Origin of the sequence: Streptomyces sp. NPDC051183 (assembly GCF_040682455.1) — a bacterium.
In the GTDB taxonomy this organism is placed as follows: domain Bacteria; phylum Actinomycetota; class Actinomycetes; order Streptomycetales; family Streptomycetaceae; genus Streptomyces.
This window is the reverse complement of sequence record NZ_JBFBBA010000042.1, coordinates 50,585-66,925: the sequence shown is the minus strand read 5'-3', so window position 1 is coordinate 66,925 and position 16,341 is coordinate 50,585. Positions and strand designations below refer to the sequence as shown.

The 16,341-nt window shown below is 71.2% G+C and carries 13 protein-coding genes, 1 tRNA gene and 1 pseudogene; 7 read left to right on the top strand and 8 right to left on the bottom strand.

Annotation, left to right across the window (positions count from 1 at the left end):
* Positions 1-399: 399 nt before the first annotated feature.
* Positions 400-487: transfer RNA gene (locus tag AB0M99_RS30295), tRNA-Ser, on the bottom strand.
* A gap of 128 nt (positions 488-615) precedes the next feature.
* Between AB0M99_RS30295 and AB0M99_RS30290 the strand changes: the two genes are divergently transcribed.
* Positions 616-1,002 (top strand): hypothetical protein, encoded by a 387-nt coding sequence (locus AB0M99_RS30290; protein ID WP_365926033.1) that lies wholly within the window; start codon positions 616-618, stop codon positions 1,000-1,002.
* A gap of 5 nt (positions 1,003-1,007) precedes the next feature.
* Entirely contained in the window at positions 1,008-2,792 is a 1,785-nt protein-coding gene (locus AB0M99_RS30285; protein ID WP_365926031.1) for an alpha/beta hydrolase, read from the top strand.
* Between the two features lie 58 nt (positions 2,793-2,850).
* Here AB0M99_RS30285 and AB0M99_RS30280 read toward each other — a convergent pair whose 3' ends face one another.
* The 5 genes from AB0M99_RS30280 to AB0M99_RS30260 all read right to left on the bottom strand — a co-directional run bounded on the left by AB0M99_RS30280 (position 2,851) and on the right by AB0M99_RS30260 (position 8,263).
* Positions 2,851-3,843: a peptidase gene (locus AB0M99_RS30280; RefSeq protein WP_365926029.1), complete on the bottom strand. Its 993-nt coding sequence runs from the start codon at positions 3,841-3,843 to the stop codon at positions 2,851-2,853.
* A gap of 173 nt (positions 3,844-4,016) precedes the next feature.
* Positions 4,017-5,063 carry a putative sulfate exporter family transporter gene (locus AB0M99_RS30275; RefSeq protein WP_365926027.1) on the bottom strand — a complete coding sequence of 349 codons (1,047 nt, stop codon included), beginning with the start codon at positions 5,061-5,063 and terminating at the stop codon, positions 4,017-4,019.
* Positions 5,063-5,620, bottom strand: coding sequence for a cysteine dioxygenase family protein (locus tag AB0M99_RS30270; RefSeq protein WP_365926025.1), 558 nt, complete (start codon positions 5,618-5,620; stop codon positions 5,063-5,065). The genes AB0M99_RS30275 and AB0M99_RS30270 overlap by 1 nt, the downstream gene beginning before the upstream one ends.
* Positions 5,621-5,710: 90 nt before the next feature.
* A complete protein-coding gene (locus AB0M99_RS30265; RefSeq protein ID WP_365926023.1) occupies positions 5,711-6,616 on the bottom strand; it encodes a LysR family transcriptional regulator in 906 nt (301 codons plus the stop codon).
* Between the two features lie 93 nt (positions 6,617-6,709).
* Complete coding sequence (locus tag AB0M99_RS30260; protein ID WP_365926021.1) at positions 6,710-8,263, bottom strand: trypsin-like peptidase domain-containing protein; 1,554 nt, start codon at positions 8,261-8,263, stop codon at positions 6,710-6,712.
* A gap of 236 nt (positions 8,264-8,499) precedes the next feature.
* Between AB0M99_RS30260 and AB0M99_RS30255 the strand changes: the two genes are divergently transcribed.
* The 3 genes and pseudogenes from AB0M99_RS30255 to AB0M99_RS30245 all read left to right on the top strand — a co-directional run bounded on the left by AB0M99_RS30255 (position 8,500) and on the right by AB0M99_RS30245 (position 11,176).
* Positions 8,500-9,300, top strand: coding sequence for a glycerophosphodiester phosphodiesterase (locus AB0M99_RS30255; RefSeq protein ID WP_365926019.1), 801 nt, complete (start codon positions 8,500-8,502; stop codon positions 9,298-9,300).
* An 85-nt stretch (positions 9,301-9,385) separates the two neighbouring features.
* Positions 9,386-10,032, top strand: a pseudogene (locus AB0M99_RS30250) (ATP-binding protein).
* Between the two features lie 169 nt (positions 10,033-10,201).
* Positions 10,202-11,176, top strand: coding sequence for a DUF5926 family protein (locus AB0M99_RS30245; protein WP_365926017.1), 975 nt, complete (start codon positions 10,202-10,204; stop codon positions 11,174-11,176).
* Positions 11,177-11,356: 180 nt separating this feature from the next.
* On the opposite strand, the gene AB0M99_RS30240 is transcribed toward AB0M99_RS30245, so the two are convergent.
* Both AB0M99_RS30240 and AB0M99_RS30235 read right to left on the bottom strand, forming a co-directional pair.
* Positions 11,357-11,932, bottom strand: coding sequence for a hypothetical protein (locus tag AB0M99_RS30240; protein WP_365926015.1), 576 nt, complete (start codon positions 11,930-11,932; stop codon positions 11,357-11,359).
* 134 nt (positions 11,933-12,066) lie between these two features.
* Positions 12,067-12,771: a bifunctional DNA primase/polymerase gene (locus tag AB0M99_RS30235; protein WP_365926013.1), complete on the bottom strand. Its 705-nt coding sequence runs from the start codon at positions 12,769-12,771 to the stop codon at positions 12,067-12,069.
* Positions 12,772-13,202: 431 nt separating this feature from the next.
* On the opposite strand from AB0M99_RS30235, the gene AB0M99_RS30230 reads away from it, so the two are divergent.
* Both AB0M99_RS30230 and AB0M99_RS30225 read left to right on the top strand, forming a co-directional pair.
* Positions 13,203-14,747: a PP2C family protein-serine/threonine phosphatase gene (locus AB0M99_RS30230; RefSeq protein WP_365926011.1), complete on the top strand. Its 1,545-nt coding sequence runs from the start codon at positions 13,203-13,205 to the stop codon at positions 14,745-14,747.
* A 95-nt stretch (positions 14,748-14,842) separates the two neighbouring features.
* Positions 14,843-16,309, top strand: a complete 1,467-nt coding sequence (locus tag AB0M99_RS30225; protein WP_365926009.1) for an aminopeptidase P family protein — start codon at positions 14,843-14,845, stop codon at positions 16,307-16,309.
* The last annotated feature ends 32 nt before the right edge of the window (positions 16,310-16,341 follow it).

Here is a 16,341-nt window from a genome sequence, read left to right as displayed (position 1 = left end):
CTGGACCCTCGACAAGTCCTATCGTTGCAGGTCAGGAGCACTTCTCGCGTTTTCGATCACGCTTCGGACAGCCCACCTCGTGAAAGCCCGAGGCTGAGGAGGACCGGCGCTGCAAGCAGCTCGGCGACCTGCATGGCGACCTGGTGGAGGCAGCGCGACGCGCCATTGCCGAGCGACCGGCAACCAACTGATCATCCATGGCAGGCAAGCCCCGGGCGATTCGCTCGCCACTCAGAAGCGCAGGTCGGTGGCCTGCGGATCAGAGGACCGTGGTCCACGCCTGGTCCACAAGTAATGATCTAAAGCGGTACAGGGGCGGTCCAAGGTGAGACACGACCCATGACGAAGGGGCGCCCCGTTCTCGGGACGCCCCTTCTGATCAGCGCGTTCTCTGACCTGTGGCGGTGGGTGTGGGATTTGAACCCACGGTGACTCGCGCCACGACGGTTTTCAAGACCGTTCCCTTAGGCCGCTCGGGCAACCCACCTGGCCGGTACAGAGTACCGGGCCGCGGCGGGTGGCCGGGGTCTGGCGATTTCCCTCCGCAGCTGGAACTTTGTCGGTAGCTTCCGTGCGCACGCCTGAACCTGCGTTCGATGAGGGGTGGACCGCCGTATGGCGAAGGAACTTCCGGAGAAATGGCAGCAAGTGGCCCCGGGGGCGGCCCCGGCCGACCCCCTGCCGGGGGGCGAAGTGCTCCAGCACAGCGCGGGGCCCTGGACGATCGCCGCGCTCGTCGCCTCCGACCTGCAAGTGAGCATGGACGCGGGTCTGGCCAGGCTCGCGTCCTCCCACGAGGGAGTGGCAGCGGGCGCCCGCGGACTGGCCACGGCGATCGCCCTCGACGGGGTGAAGGCCTCCTGGGAGGAGCGGATCAAGGCCGTACGCGGTGAGTGCTCGGGCCTTTCCGCCATCCTCAAGGGCGTCGCCCAGGCACAGGGCGAGCTCGACGGCGCGATCGGCCGTCAGTTCCGCAGGATCGAGCACCGGAAGGAAGGCTGACCGGGATGGTGTCCCTGCCCGATCTACGGGATCTGCGCCTGTCGGAGCTCACCGAAGCGGCCCAGGGATGGGCCGAGGTCAGCAACCGGGCACGTGCGGCCCGGGACGAGGTGGTCGCGCGGATGATCAACCCGCTCCGCGACACGCAGCGGAGCGAGGCCGCGAAGGGGGCGTACAGGCAGCTGGACCGGCTGCGGAACAACTTCCAGTACGTCCACACCGAGGCGGGACTCGTCCAGGCCGCCCTGAACGGCCTGGTCGAAGAGCTGACCGGACCCCAGAGATGGCTGACGCAGGCACTGCAGGAGGCACAGGCCGGCGGACTGACCGTGCACGACGACGGCAGCGTCAGCTACCCCGCCTACACCCCCGCCGAGCCCGGTGCCGAGGGGGAACCGCCGGGCATCCGCGAGGGAACGACGGCCACGGGTCTCTTCGGCGAGTTCGAGCGGCGCAAGGACGCGAAGAACCCGTACGCGCTGAAGGCCCGCGAGATCGCCGACCGCATAGCCCGGTCTCTGGAGGCCGCGAGCGCTGCCGACGGGATGTACGCGGCCTCGATGCGCAAGCTCAAGGCAGAGAGCGGCCTCGACATCGACCAGAGCACCTGGCGGGACGTGGCGGGAGACCAGTGGTTCCTTCAGCGCGCGGCCAATGACGTCCTGCGGGACGACATCCCCCGGGGCAAGTCCCCCAACGAACGCCGGGTTTGGTGGGACAAGCTCACCCAGGAGCAGCGCAACCAGTACCTCGCGCTCTACCCGGAGATCATCGGCAACCTCGACGGCATCCCCTCCGCCACACGCGACGAGGCGAACCGCGCCTACCTGCCGATCCTCATCGCCAAGCTGCAAGCGGTCGGGGACCCCAGTGCGGCGACCAAGATCGATGGCCTGCTCAGGATCCAGCAGAAGCTGAACGAGGGTTCGGAGCCGCCGATGTTCCTGCTGGCCGTCAGCGCGGAGGGCAACGGGCGGGCGGCCGTCGCCTTCAACAACCCCGACACGTCCCAGAACGTCGGCGTGTACGTGCCCGGCACCAACACCCGGCTGGACACGAGCTTCGTGAGCGGAGACCTGAACCGCGCCAAGCAGATCGCCGTGGAGGCGGCCACCGTGGACCCGAACACCACCACCTCCACCATCGCCTGGCTGGGCTACGACACCCCACAGGTCCGGGGTCCCTCGTGGTCGGCCGTGGGCGACGTATCCGGCACGGAGCTGGCCGAGCAGGCGGCTCCGGCCTTCAACTCCTTCATGGAGGGAATCGGCGCCACCAGTACCTATGCGGGCCCCAACATCACGGCCATCGGGCATTCGTACGGATCGCTGGTCATCGGCGAGGCGAGCCAGCAGCGCCCCGGCGGGATCCCGAGCGTCGACAACATCGTCCTGGTGGGCAGTCCCGGCGTGGGCGTCGACGATGCCGCCGATCTGCGGGTGCCGAAGGGCCAGGTGTTCGTCGGGTCCTCGGACGAGGACATCGTCACCAAGCTCCCTTCGCCCGATGAGCAGAACCTCGCGGCGGCAGCAGGGCTGTTCGGCGGGAGACCGGACGCGGAGAGGCGGATCGACCTGGCCGGCCAGGTGTTCGACATCGGGGACGACGACATCGCGTTCGGCAAGGATCCGGCCAGCAAGGCGTTCGGCGCCGAACGGTTCCCGACCGGCCCCATCGGGCACAGCGACTACTTCACCACCGAGGAGGGCGACGACCAGGTGTCCGGGGACCACATCGCGGCCATCGTGGCCGGGCATCCCGAACGCGTGCCGAGGATCCCGCTGCGGTAGCCCCCGGCGGCCGACGGGGCGGCGTGGATGCGCCGCCCCGCCGGTCCGGGCTCCGGAGTCAGGAGATCTGCGCCTTGTCGTACGCCGCCTTCGCCTCGTTGCCGAAGTACGGGCCGTACATGCGGTTGGGCAGGAAGGTGTAGCCGAAGCTGTTCACCGAGACCTGGGTGCCCAGGCCCGTCGCCTCGTTGAAGTCCTGGAACCAGGGGCCGCCGCTGGAGCCTCCGGTCATGTTGCAGGCCAGGCTGTGGTCCTTGGTCAGCAGGAAGTCCTTGCCGCTGTTGCCGCTGCAGTAGACGAGCTTGGTGCCGTCGTAGGGCGCCGCCGCGGGGAAGCCGAAGGAGTACATCTTCTTGTTGTAGCCGCCGTTGAACGCGATGCCCTGCGCACCGACGACCTGGCTGAGCTTCTGGCCGTTCAGCGGGGCGACGACGGCGAGGCCGACGTCCATGTTCATGTCCTCGCTCGCCGCCCACTGGTCGGTCGTCAGGGTCTTCGTGGCCGACCACTGGCCGTAGGGCGCGTTCCCGTTGTTGTAGGCGGGGACGAAGACCCAGTTGGTGTGCCAGGCGCCCTGGTACTTCACGCAGTGCCCGGCGGTCATCACCGTGCTGCCGTTGGCGCTGGTCACGGAGTCGCCGGAACAGGACGCCGTCCTGTCACCCATGGTGAAGAAGACCCGGCCGGAGGTCTTCACCACCGCCCCGCCGCCCGTCCAGGCGCCGCCCGCCTGCGGGAACGCCGTGGGAGACGCGGCCGACGATCCCGCCGACGACGCCGACACGGACGCTGCCGTCGGCGGGATCTTCGTGGGGGTGGCCACCGTCGCCGGGGCTGTCGTACGCAGCGTCCGGGGGGCCGCCGTGACGTCGAGCGGGGTGGCTCCGCGCATCCGCTCGGCGGTCCAGAAGCCCTGGGTGTGGTGCTGCTTGAACGACGCCGGGCTGTCGGGGGTGGGGGCGGCCGCCGCGGGGCCGGCCGCCGTCAGCGCGCCCGCGATCAGGGCGCTCGCCGCCAGGAGGACCGATGCTGCCGTGCGATGACGATTCACGCATGACTCCTTCTGCCGTACCCGGGTCCCGTCGGACCCGGACAGGGTGGGGGTGAAGAGCTGTCGGTGCGGATCGGCAGCAGAGTGGCACGCGCGGGAGCAGATGTCAGGAGCCGGTCGGAACGTTCGGTCGGTTCAGGCCAGGATTTGGCCAACTCCCCTCCGTCCCCCGGTCATACCGTCAGCAGCACCCCCGCGTACGAGACGCCGGCCACCACCGCCCAGGCCCCCAGCCCCAGTACCGCGGCCCGGCCCCCGGTCCGGGCCAGTGTGGGCAGGTGCACGGCGCTGCCGAGACCGAACAGGGCCGCCCCGAGCAGTACCTCCTGTGCGGTGTGCGACCACTCCAGCGCCACGTCGGGCAGTACCCCGGTCGCCCGTACCGCGGCCGCCGCCAGGAACCCGGCCACGAACAGCGGCACCGGAGCCGGCCGGCGTCCCGAGGCCGTCCGCACCCCGCGACGCCGGGCCCGTACGGAGAAGGCCACCGCCGCGACCAGCGGGGCCAGCAGCGCCACCCGCATCAGCTTGACCAGCACCGCCTCGCCAAGTGCACCCGGCCCGGCGGTCTGGGCGGTGGCCACCACCTGGCCGACGTCGTGGACACTCGCGCCCACCCACCGCCCGAAGGCCGGGTCCGAGAGTCCGAGCGGCCCTTGCAGCAGGGGCAGCACCGCGATGGCGAGCGTCCCGCACAGGGTGACCAGCGCGACCGAAGAGGCCACGTCCTCCTCGTCGCTCCCGGACACCTCGCTCACCGCCCCGATGGCAGAGGCTCCGCAGATCGAGTACCCGGTGGCGATCAACAGCGGCTGATCCCCGGGGAGTCCGAGCCTCCGGCCGAGCCAGAGCGTGCCGAAGAAGGTGGCCGCGACCACCACCGCCACCATCGCCACCGTGGCCCAGCCCAGTTCGAGCACCTGGTCCAGGCCGAGCGCGAGACCCAGCAGGACGATGCCGATCCGCATCAGCCGCCGCCCGGCCAGGGAGAGCCCCGGGCGGGCGGTTCCCCGTACGAAGACCCGTAGACGCGGGACATGGGCCACGGTGATGCCCAGCAGCACCGATGCCGTCAGCATCGGCACGGCCGGGACCAGCCGGTGCACGCACCAGGCCGCGAGGACGCCTGCGGCCGCCAGCGCCAACCCGGGCCACTGGGACGATGTTTCACGTGAAACATGCCGGACCGACGCGCCCTGCGGGCGGTTGAGGAGGGCCATCAGCCGCGGCTGTCGACGGGGTGGGTGTAGACGCGGCGGATGCTGGTGCCGAGCCGGGAGACGTCGGCTCCGTAGACGTGGATCGATATCGCCTTGGTGCGACAGGAGTTGCGCACCTTGTGTATGTCGCCGGGCGGGGCGAATCCACAGACCTCGCCCTGGGCGTTGACCACGTCCTCGGTGGCGACCAGCCGGGCGGATGCCGCCCCGGGCGCGAGCCGGTAGCGCCGTTCGCTCTCCTCGCCCTGGTGCACCCCGGCCACGCACCAGGACACGTGGTCGTGGATGCAGGTCTCCTGCCCGGGCAGCCACACCAGTGCGACCACCGAGAAGCTGCCGTCGGATTCGGCGTGCAGGATGTGCTGCCGGTACCGGTCGGCAGCGCCCTCCTGCTGCGCCTCGGTAAGGAGGTCGGGCGCACCCAGATGCGGCGCGAGGCGCTCGCCGACCAGGTAGGCGGTCAGGTCGGGGGCCAGCCCCCGGTCCACTACCGTGCGGATCTCACTGACGAGGGCGGCCATCCTCGCGGTCGTACGGGCCGGCGTGGTGGTGGTCATATGGGCAGCGTCCTGCCGCTGACCCATCACGTCCAACGACAGTTCTGACCGGAATTCCCAAGCTCGGCTTATGTGTTGGTGGGGCGCGGCTCAGCAGCCGACCCGGTTCGCCGCCACCTGTTTCAGTACGTCCAGCACCACGGCCGTCGCCGGTATCCGCAGATGGTCGCGGTACACGTAGGCGGCGATGTGCCGGCGGGAGGCGGGCTGCAGGGGCCGTCCGCACACCCGGCTCAGCGAGAGCGAGGGCAGGACCAGCGCGGGCATCATGGCGACGCCCAGGCCCTGTGCGACCAGGCTCTGCACCACGAGGTTGTCGTCGGTGGCGAAGCGGATGTCGGGTACGAAGCCCAGCTCCGCGCACTCGTGCAGCAGGTTCGCCCGGCAGCGCGGACAGCCCGCGATCCACCGCTCCTCGGCCAGGTCCGCGAGGTGCACGGCCCGCCGCCGGGCCAGCGGGTGCCCGGTCGGCAGGAGCACCGTCAGCTGGTCCTCCAGCAGCTTGACCTCGGCGACCTCGTCCGGAATCTCCTCGTGCAGCCCGGGATAGGTGAAGGCCAGGGTGATGTCGCACTCCCCGCGCTCCAGCCGGCGCAGCGAATCCGGGGGCTCCCCCTCCAGCAGTTCCACCTGGATGCCCGGGTGGTCCTTGGCCAGGCCGCTCAGGGCCTCGGGGACGAGGGTGACGTTGGCGCTGGGGAAGCCGCAGAGCCGGACCCGGCCGGTGCGCAGCCGGGCGTAGGCCTTGAGCTGGGCCTCGGCGGCCGAGAGGCTGCCGAGGATGGACTCGGCGTGGCGGGCCAGGGACTGGCCGGCCTCGGTCAGCTGCATCCTGCGGCCGATGCGGGTGAACAGCGGGGTGCCGACAGCGCGTTCGAGCGCCTTCATCTGCTGGGTGATGGCCGGCTGGGTGTACCCCAGGACGCGTGCGGCCGCCGAGTAGGACCCCGAGGCGACCACCTCGTGGAAAGTCCGGATGTGCCGCGAATCGAACACCCGTGAAGCATAAGCGGACGTTGGGAGGGGCCGTAGGTGGAATCCCGCCTACGGCCCCTCTCCATCAGGCCATCGCCGCCCGTGGCCTGCGGGCTACTTGTCGCCGACCCGCGAGCCGAGGGTGATGTCCACGGTGGTCGGCTTGCCACCGCGCAGGTAGGTCAGCTTCACCGTGTCGCCGGGCTTGTACGTCCAGATCATGCTGATCAGGGTCGGACCGCTGTCGACCGGCCGGCCGCCGAACTCGGTGATGGTGTCGCCGGGCTTGAGGCCCGCCTTGCCGGCCGGGCCGTTGGGGTCGACCAGCTCGTTGGGGGCCGCGCCGCTCTCGGAGATCTTGGCGCCCTCGGCCTTGGACTGGAGGTCCACGGAGACCGAGATGACCGGGTAGACCGGCTTGCCCGTCTTGATCAGCTGCTCGGCCACGTTCTTCGCCTGGTTGATCGGGATGGCGAAACCGAGGCCGATCGAGCCGGCCTGGCCGCCGCCGAAGCCGCCGCTGCCGGCCGACTGGATGGCGGAGTTGATGCCGATGACCGCGCCGCGCCCGTCGAGCAGCGGGCCGCCGGAGTTGCCCGGGTTGATCGAGGCGTCCGTCTGCAGCGCGCTCATGTACGAGCTCTTGCCGCCGGAGCCGTCACCGGAGGCCACCGGGCGGTTCTTGGCGCTGACGATGCCGGTGGTGACCGTGTTGGACAGGCCGAAGGGGGCGCCGATCGCGATGGTCGAGTCGCCGACGGCGACCTTCTCGGAGTCGCCGAGCGGCAGCGGCTTGAGGCCGGCCGGCGGGGTCTTCAGCTTGATGACGGCGACGTCGTAGCCCTGGGCCTTGCCGACGACCTCGGCGTCGTACTTCTTGCCGTCGGAGAAGGTCGCGGTGAGCTTGCCGCCGTTGGCGGCGGAGGCCACCACGTGGTTGTTGGTGAGGATGTGGCCCTGCTGGTCGTAGACGAAGCCGGTGCCGGTGCCGCCCTCGCCGTCGCCGGCCGAGGCCTCGATGGTGACCACGCTGGGCAGTGCGGCTGCGGCCAGGCCGGCGATGGAGCCGGGCTCGCGCTTGATGTCCTTGGGGGTGCTGGCGCTGATGGTGGTCGAGCCGGAGCCGTTGCTGCTGCGGTCCGCGGCCCAGTAGCCGACGCCACCGCCGACGCCGCCCGCGAGGAGGGCCGCCACGAGTACGCCCGCGACCAGGCCGCCCTTGCCCTTCTGCTTGGGCTGCGGGGCGCCGTCGGCGCCCAGGGGCATGCCCCAGGTGCCGCCGCCCTGGCCGTCGCCGGCCCCGTACGCGGGAACCGCCGGCGGAGGGGGCGGCCAGCCGCCGGCTCCGTACGCGGCCGGGGCGGAGGCCTGCGGCGCGGCGGGGGCCTGCGGCACGGCGGGCTGGGCGTACGCCGGGGCGGGCGGAATCTGCTGCGTCGGCTCGGTACCGGGCGCCGGCGCCGGCGGGAGCTGCTGCGTCACCGGCTCGGCAGGGACCGGAGCCGGGGCGACCGGCGCGGGAGCCGGGGCCACCGCCGGGGCCGGGGCTACGGCAGGCGGTTCGACCGGCGCGGGTCCGGGCGCCTCGGGGGCAGGAGCGGCCACCGGGGGTACGGGCGGGGCCGCGGGGGGCGTCGGGGCCGCGGTGCCCTCGTTCTCGGTGCTCACAGCGCTCTCTCCTCGTCACACACGGCTTCAGGTGAATCTGGCGATATCGGTCCGACTGAACGTTCGACGCACCGTACAAGTTCCAGGGCAAGCCTTTCCCATGACCCGTCAGAGCACTGTAAGCCGGACCTGTGCATCTCCCCCCATCCTTTATCTCCGACATTTCGGACGCATCTGCAGAAGCGCCTGCAGGGTCCGCACGACACCGGGAGCCCTCTCGGTGGCACCATGACCCGGTGACCCACGCAACGCCGCGCCCCATCCAGGTCGTCGCCCACCGCGGCGCCTCGGAGGATGCCCCAGAACACACCCTGGCCGCGTACCGCAAGGCCATCGAGGACGGGGCCGACGCCCTCGAATGCGATGTCCGGCTGACGGCCGACGGCCATCTGGTCCTGGTCCACGACCGCAGGGTGAACCGCACGTCCAACGGCCGCGGAGCCGTCTCCGCCCTGGAGCTCGCCGATCTCGCCGCCCTCGACTTCGGCTCCTGGAAGGACCGCGAGGAGTCCCCCGACTGGGACGCCGACCCCGAGCGCACCTCCGTGCTCACCCTGGAGCGGCTGCTGGAGCTGGTCGCGGACGCCGGCCGCCCGGTGCAGCTGGCGATCGAGACGAAGCACCCGACCCGCTGGGCCGGGCAGGTGGAGGAAAGGCTGCTCTTCCTCCTCAAGCGCTTCGGCCTGGACGCCCCGCCCGCCGAGGGGCCGCACCCGGTCCGGGTGATGAGTTTCTCCGCGCGCTCCCTGCACCGCGTGCGGGCGGCCGCGCCGACGATCCCGACCGTGTACCTGATGCAGTTCATCTCGCCCCGGATGCGCGACGGGCGGCTGCCGGCCGGCGTACGGATCGCGGGTCCGGGCATGCGGATCGTGCGCAGCCACCCCGGGTTCATCCGCAAGCTTCAGGCCGCGGGTCACTCCGTACACGTGTGGACCGTGAACGAGCCAGAAGACGTTCAGCTCTGCGCTGATCTGGGTGTAGAGGCGATCATTACGAACAGACCACGCCAGGTTCTGTCACAACTGGGGCGCTGACGTCCCCTTTTGCGCACCCACCACTCACACCCCGTCCGTTACGGGGTGTGCTCCGGCGCATCCGCTCCGCATTCACTCGTCATGAATGCGTCAGGGGGCTCCACTCCGGCGGTTTCCGGTCCAGGCCATTGGGGCATCCAGACCATGCGTGGGGCTAAGGAGGTTCCGGGGGTGGCGTTGGTGGTGGCACAGGAAGTGCCCACGTCGTCGTGCATGGACGTACGCCATGGTCCTGCGGGCGTGGGCGAGGCGAGACACCGGATGCGCGAGCAGTTGCGCATCAGCGGGGTGTCCGAATCGGTCGTTGACGACGCCGTTCTGATCCTTTCCGAACTGCTCAGCAATGCCTGCCGACACGGCAGACCACTGGGCGCGCGGGAGATCGGGGACGGAGAGATACGCGCCTCATGGCGCGTCGACAAGGCGGGACGGCTGACGGTCGAGGTCACGGACGGGGGCGGACCGACCCGCCCGGTTCCGGCCACGCCATCGGTCACCGCACGGGGCGGTCGGGGGCTGAACATCATCAGCGCCCTGGCCCAGGACTGGGGTGTCCGGGACGGAGCGGCGGGTGAGGTCACCGTGTGGGTGATCGTTGCCTGTGGGCCCCGGCACGAGGATTTCGCTACGCGCGTTGCGCCCCCGGCGATCGACTTCAGCACGGCCTTCGACGAACTGAACCAGCTGGATCCACTGAATCAACTGGACCCGCTGAATCAACTCGATCCCTGAGTCGGGATCCGAGCAATATCGAGCAGTACCGGTCATCCGTACACAAGCGGCCGTCCGGGAGCGCACGCCGACCGTGCTCCCGGCCGCACCCCACCGGTTCCGGCGGTACGAACGGCTAGGCTCGCGCCCAGACACAACGCCGTACCGCCGCAACCGGGAGACACCCACGATGGCCAAGAAGCGCCCCGCAGCGAAGTCTGCAAAGCCGCAGCTCAACAACGGGGAGATCCCTGTGGTGGGCGCTCGCGAGCCCTGCCCCTGCGGATCCGGGCGCCGTTACAAGGCCTGCCACGGCGCAGCCGCCGCGCACGCCGTCACCGAGCACGTGCGGCGCCCCTTCGAGGGACTGCCGGGCGAGTGCGACTGGGTGGCGCTGCGCGAGCTCGTACCCGCGGCCACCGTCCCGCTCACCCTCAAGGGCGGTCTGCCCGAAGGCGTCCCCTCCGTCACGCTGGTGACCGTGCTGCCGATGGCGTGGCCGGCGCTGCGCCGCGAGGACGGCTCCGTCCTGCTCGGCCTCCAGAACGACTCGACCACCGGGGACCTCGGCCGCGACATGGCCGACACCCTGGAGCGCGCACTCGCCACGGAGCCGGGCAACCCCGTCGCGGCCCACCGGGTGCCCGCCGAGGGACCCCGACTTCAGGAGCTCCTCGACACGGACGGCGTTTTCGAGCCGGTTGTGCACAGCGGCTTCGAATTCTGGATTCCGGATGCGGAGAGCGCCCAGAACGCCTCCCCGGAGATCGCCGCCTCGCTGGAGCGCGCCAACGCGGCCGCCATCCCGACCGTCAAGCTCGCGGGCGTGGACGCCGCCTACTGGTGCGAGACGCCGGACAAGAACCACCTGCGCTGGGTCATGCCGCACCCCGAGGAGAAGCTGCTCGACGCCCTGGCGCGACTGCACGCGGCCGGTACGTCCTCGCTCGGCGAGGGCACCAAGCTCGTCGGTTCCTTCCGCGCGCACGGCCTGATGGTCCCCGTCTGGGACCTGCCCACCGGCGTCACGGCCGACGACGTGGAGAAGCCGGCGGCGGAGTTCGCGGAGCGGCTGGCCACGGCCCTGGCCACGGACTCCCCGCTGACCACGGAGGAGCGCCGGGCGCGCGGCGGGCTCACCAACCGCCAGGTGACGCTCAGCTGACGGGCGCACACCGGGGGTTCGGTGACGGGTGTCACAACTCCCGCTAATCGCCTGCAAATCGATGTCTGAATATCAGAGATCGAATTTGCGAACAGGCGATCTCTTGTTACCGTTCTTGTAGCCCGGTCGCTGGTGCATCCCCCGTCGCCAGCGACCGGGCCCTTCCATTTCCGGTGGCGCTCAACCGTCGCCCGGTGCCGGCGAGTTGCTCCCGGACCGCAGTAGCAGTGCCCCTTCATCATCCGGAACTGCAAACTCCGCTACGGCCGAGTAGCCGTCCGGTTCTCCCGCCGAGGCCTCCCTCGGCGTCTCGCACAGCCCCGGCTCGTCACCCGCGCCGACCGCACAGCGGATCTGCACCGTCCGCCCGGCCGGCCCCATGACCGTCAGCACGGCTTCGAGGGCGCGCCCGCTCGTGTTGCGGTAGTAGCTGCGCCCCCAGGTCTGGCCCTCGCCGACCAGGATGCAGGTCTGCGCCTCCACCCCTTGCGGGGAGGACAGTTCGGGACCGCACCGGGAATCCGTACGGGGCTGCTCGGGCGGACCCGGCCGGGCCGGTTCCGGTGCGGCCGCCGACGGGGACGGCTCCGGGGCGGACCGGCCGGGCTCGGGGTCGGCGAGCCCGAGGGAGGAGAGCACCCCGCCTCCTTTTCCGTCACCCTGACCGGCGAAATCCGGTCCGGCGATCGCCCCGGCGAGCGGGAGCGACAAGATGATCAGCACACCGGCGCCGATACCGATCAAGCGGAGATTCATTCGCCGAAGATAGCGACGCGGGAATGGGGCACGGAGATCCCCGCGCCCAATTCCCTTGGAAACTCGTCCCGCTGGCACCCGTACGAGTGATCCGACTGTGCTCCGTACGTCAACTCCGCACGCGGGCTCGCACGTCAGTACGCAAGTCGGCTGCCGCCGCCGGAGGCCCCGGTGCTCGCCTCGACCAGCGCGTCCACGACCGCCTCCACCTCCGGCAGCCAGACGCTCCCGGCCGCCGCGGGCTCCCGCTCCCAGCGCACCTGGCCCCCGCCGGACGCGGTGGAGGGCGGCAGCAGCAGGTAGCCGCCCTCACCGTGGAAGCGCAGCGAGGAGGGCACGTGATCCTTGGCGTAGAGGAGTTCGCCGAGCCGTTCCAAGGAGTACGGCGCCACCAGCAGCGACCACCGGGTGGGGGTCGCCACGATCGGCCCGAGCAGCATGCCCTGTGCGTGCAGGCGTGCGACGGCCCGCGCGGCCGCCGCGGCGGGCAGGCTGACCGCGCACGGCGCGGTCCCGCCGGTGGCGAGCAGGACGGAGGCGGTGGGCCGGTTGGTCCACCACCAGGCCACCATCCGGGGGTCCGTGGTGGCCGCGAGCAGCCCGGGGTCGAAGGGGTGCGCGCCGGGCACGACGCAGTCGGGATCCGGGCAGGCGCACCGCGCGCTGTCGGTGCCGCAGCGTCCGACGCCCGGCAGAACGGGCCACTGCCAGGTGGTGGCGCAGGCCAGCGCCGCGTCGAGGAGGGGGAGAGCCGACGGCTCGCTCCGCCGGGGGGCGGGGCGCAGGGATTGCAAGCGATCGCGGAGCCGCTGGAGACGCCTTCCGAGGATCTCGCGCATGAGCGCTCGTTCCTTTCCGTTGAACGTCGAGGGCCACATCACACCATGTAAGCGGTGTTTCACCACACGTACACGTTTCGCGTCACTGTCCGCCTGAAGCAGGTTCACACGGTTCGTGCAGTTTTCTTACGGGTCCATGGAACGTCCGGCGGGGCCCCTGCGGGGGCGGTCCGCGCAACCAGAGACGGCGCCGGGACCGGCTGCCGCCGCCTAGGACGACGGGCCGCGCCGGGCGGTTCCCGGCAGGTGCCCGAAGGGTGCCGGGCTGCGTCAACTGTCCCCGGGCACCACGGATTACGTACCCGGACCCACTCAGCAGCCCGTCCAGTCGACAGCAAAAACCGTCCGCTTCCGGCTTTTTCCGGCCAAGTTCTAGCCTTGGCCGGACAGTGAGTTGTCGTCCCACAGACACCAGGATTCCCACCTGGGCAATGCTGGACATCGCTCCTCGTCTGCGTGTAGATGTGGATTCATTGATAGCGGCGCAGCACGATCTGGGGGTTTGCGATGCTATATGGCGAATCGCACCAGCTGGAAAGGCGGACGCCATGAGCGCCCCGCATCTGCCGAAAGTGGCTGGAATCGATCCAGCGGTTACGACATCCCCGCACACTGCGGCGCCCGTGCCCACACGCACCGCGCCCGCTCCGGCACCCGCGCCTGCCCCGGCACCCGCCGCGAGCACGCTCATCCAGGACCGGCTGGCGGGCATGGTCTCCGACCTCACCACCCTCCACGAGCTCACCGAGCGCCTCGCCCGCACCGATGACCTCACCTCCTCGCTGCAGGAGTTCCTGCGCGCCGGAGCCGCCCTCGTCGGCGCCCGGCGTGGCCTGATCGTCCTGGAGCCCTCCGACGGGCACGGTCCCAGCACCACGATCGGCCTGGGGCTCGGCCGCGCCGACCTCGGCCACATCGAGACCGTGCCGCGCAGCGCCACCTCGTACGGCCGCATCCTCGACGGGCTGCCCGACGCCCGGGGCGGCTCCGAGGTACTGCCCGAACCGGGCACGGCGCCCGGGAACTGCGCAACCCCCGTGGACCCGCGCCACCGCGAGGTCGCCGCCCGTCTCGGCTACGCCGCGAGCTACTCCCTCCCCCTGACCGCCGAGGCCACCGGGCGGCTGGGCGCGGCCGTCTGGCTCTACGACGAACAGGCCGAGCCCAGCGACCGCCAGCGCGACCTGGCCGGGCTGTACGTGCGGCACGGCGCCGAGCACCTGGCCCGGATGCTGGAGATCGAGCGCTCGCGCTCGCGCCTGGCCACCATCGCCGAGGAGCTGCTGCCCAGCCGGCTGCCCCGGATCACCGGGGTCCAGCTCGCCGCCCGCCACCACACCGGCCCGCGCGGCGGCGGCGACTGGTACGACGCCCTGCCGCTGCCCGAGGGCGCGCTGGGGCTGGCCGTCGGCTCGGTCACCGGCTCCGGCCCGAGCGCCGTCGCCGCGATGGGGCGGCTGCGGGCGTCGCTGCGCGCGTACGCCGTCATGGAGGGCGAGGACCCGGTCGCGGTCCTGTCCGACCTGGAGCTGCTGCTGCGGCTCACCGAGCCGGCGCGCTCGGCGACCGCGCTCTTCGCCTACTGCGAGCCCGCACAGCGGAAGATCATCCTGGCCGGGGCCGGCCACACCCCGCCGCTGCTGATCGGCGAGCGGCGCACCGAGTACGTGGAGACCACGCTCTCCGCGCCGCTGGGGATGCTGGCGTGCTGGGAAGCCCCGAGCGTGGAGGTCGAGCCCGCACCGGGAGAAACGGTGCTGCTGTACACGGACGGGCTGCTGCGGCGCACCGGGGACCCGATGGACCGGGCGTACGCGCGGCTGCACGCCGCGGCCGCCGGGGTGCCCCGTAGCGTGCGCGAGGACCCGGCCGCGCTCTGCGACCACATCCTGCGAACGGTGCTGCCCGAGGGGGAGGTGGACGCCGGGACCGACGCCGATGAGGACATCGTGCTGTTGGCCGCCCGCTTTGACTGATTTGTCACATAGCGCTCGGGGCGCCTTCCGCTCACACATACGATGGATGAGGTCCGCACCCGGTCCTTGCATGTCGTAGCAGCTGAGGAGAAGACGTGGCTGACGAGCTCACCCCGGAGACCCCGGAAGAAGAGCAGCCCAAGAAGACGCACAAGCAGCGGAAGAACGGGCTGTACCCGGGCGTCAGCGACGAACTCGCCGAGAGCATGCGCACCGGCTGGGCCGACACCGAGCTGCACGGTCTGGAGCCGATCGCCCAGGCCGAGCACACCGCCGCCCGCCGCGCCGCGCTGTCCGCGCGCTTCCCCGGCGAGCGCCTCGTCGTCCCTGCGGGCCGTCTGAAGACCCGCTCGAACGACACCGAGTACCCCTTCCGCGCCTCCACCGAGTACGCGTACCTCACCGGTGACCAGACCGAGAACGGCGTCCTGGTCCTGGAGCCCGCGGGCGACACCGGCCACACGGCCACCATTTACCTGCTGCCCCGCTCCAACCGCGAGAACGGCGAGTTCTGGCTGTCCGGCCAGGGCGAGCTGTGGGTCGGCCGGCGCCACTCGCTCACCGAGGCCGAGCAGCTCCTCGGCATCCCCGCCAAGGACGTCCGCGAGCTGGCCGAGGCGCTCACCGAGGCCACCGGCCCGGTCCGCGCCGTGCGCGGCCACGACGCAGGCATCGAGAAGGCCCTGACCGACAAGGTCACCGCCGAGCGCGACGAGGAACTGCGCGTCTACCTCTCCGAGGCCCGCGCCGTGAAGGACGCGTTCGAGATCGGCGAGCTGCAGAAGGCCGTCGACTCCACCGTCCGCGGCTTCGAGGACGTCGTGAAGGTCCTCGACAAGGCGGAGGCCACCTCCGAGCGCTACATCGAGGGCACCTTCTTCCTGCGCGCCCGCGTCGAGGGCAACGACGTCGGCTACGGCTCCATCTGCGCCGCCGGCCCGCACGCCTGCACCCTGCACTGGGTCCGCAACGACGGCGACGTCCGCTCCGGCGACCTGCTGCTGCTCGACGCCGGTGTGGAGACGCACTCCCTCTACACCGCCGACGTCACGCGCACGCTGCCGATCAACGGCACGTACAGCGACATCCAGCGCAAGATCTACGACGCGGTCTACGAGTCCCAGGAAGCCGGCATCGCCGCCGTCAAGCCCGGCGCGAAGTTCCGCGACTTCCACGACGCCTCCCAGCACGTGCTGGCCGAGAAGCTCGTCGAGTGGGGCCTGCTGGAGGGTCCTGTCGAGCGCGTCCTGGAGCTCGGACTCCAGCGCCGCTGGACCCTGCACGGCACCGGCCACATGCTCGGCATGGACGTCCACGACTGCGCCGCCGCGCGCGTCGAGGCGTACGTGGACGGCACGCTGGAGCCGGGCATGTGCCTGACCGTCGAGCCCGGGCTCTACTTCCAGGCCGACGACCTGACCGTGCCCGAGGAGTACCGCGGCATCGGTGTCCGGATCGAGGACGACATCCTCGTCACCGAGGACGGCAACCGGAACATGTCGGACGGGCTGCCCCGCACCTCGGTCGAGGTCGAGGCGTGGATGGCGCGCCTGAAGGGCTGACCGCCCGAGCGCAAAGCCGATGGGCGGGATCC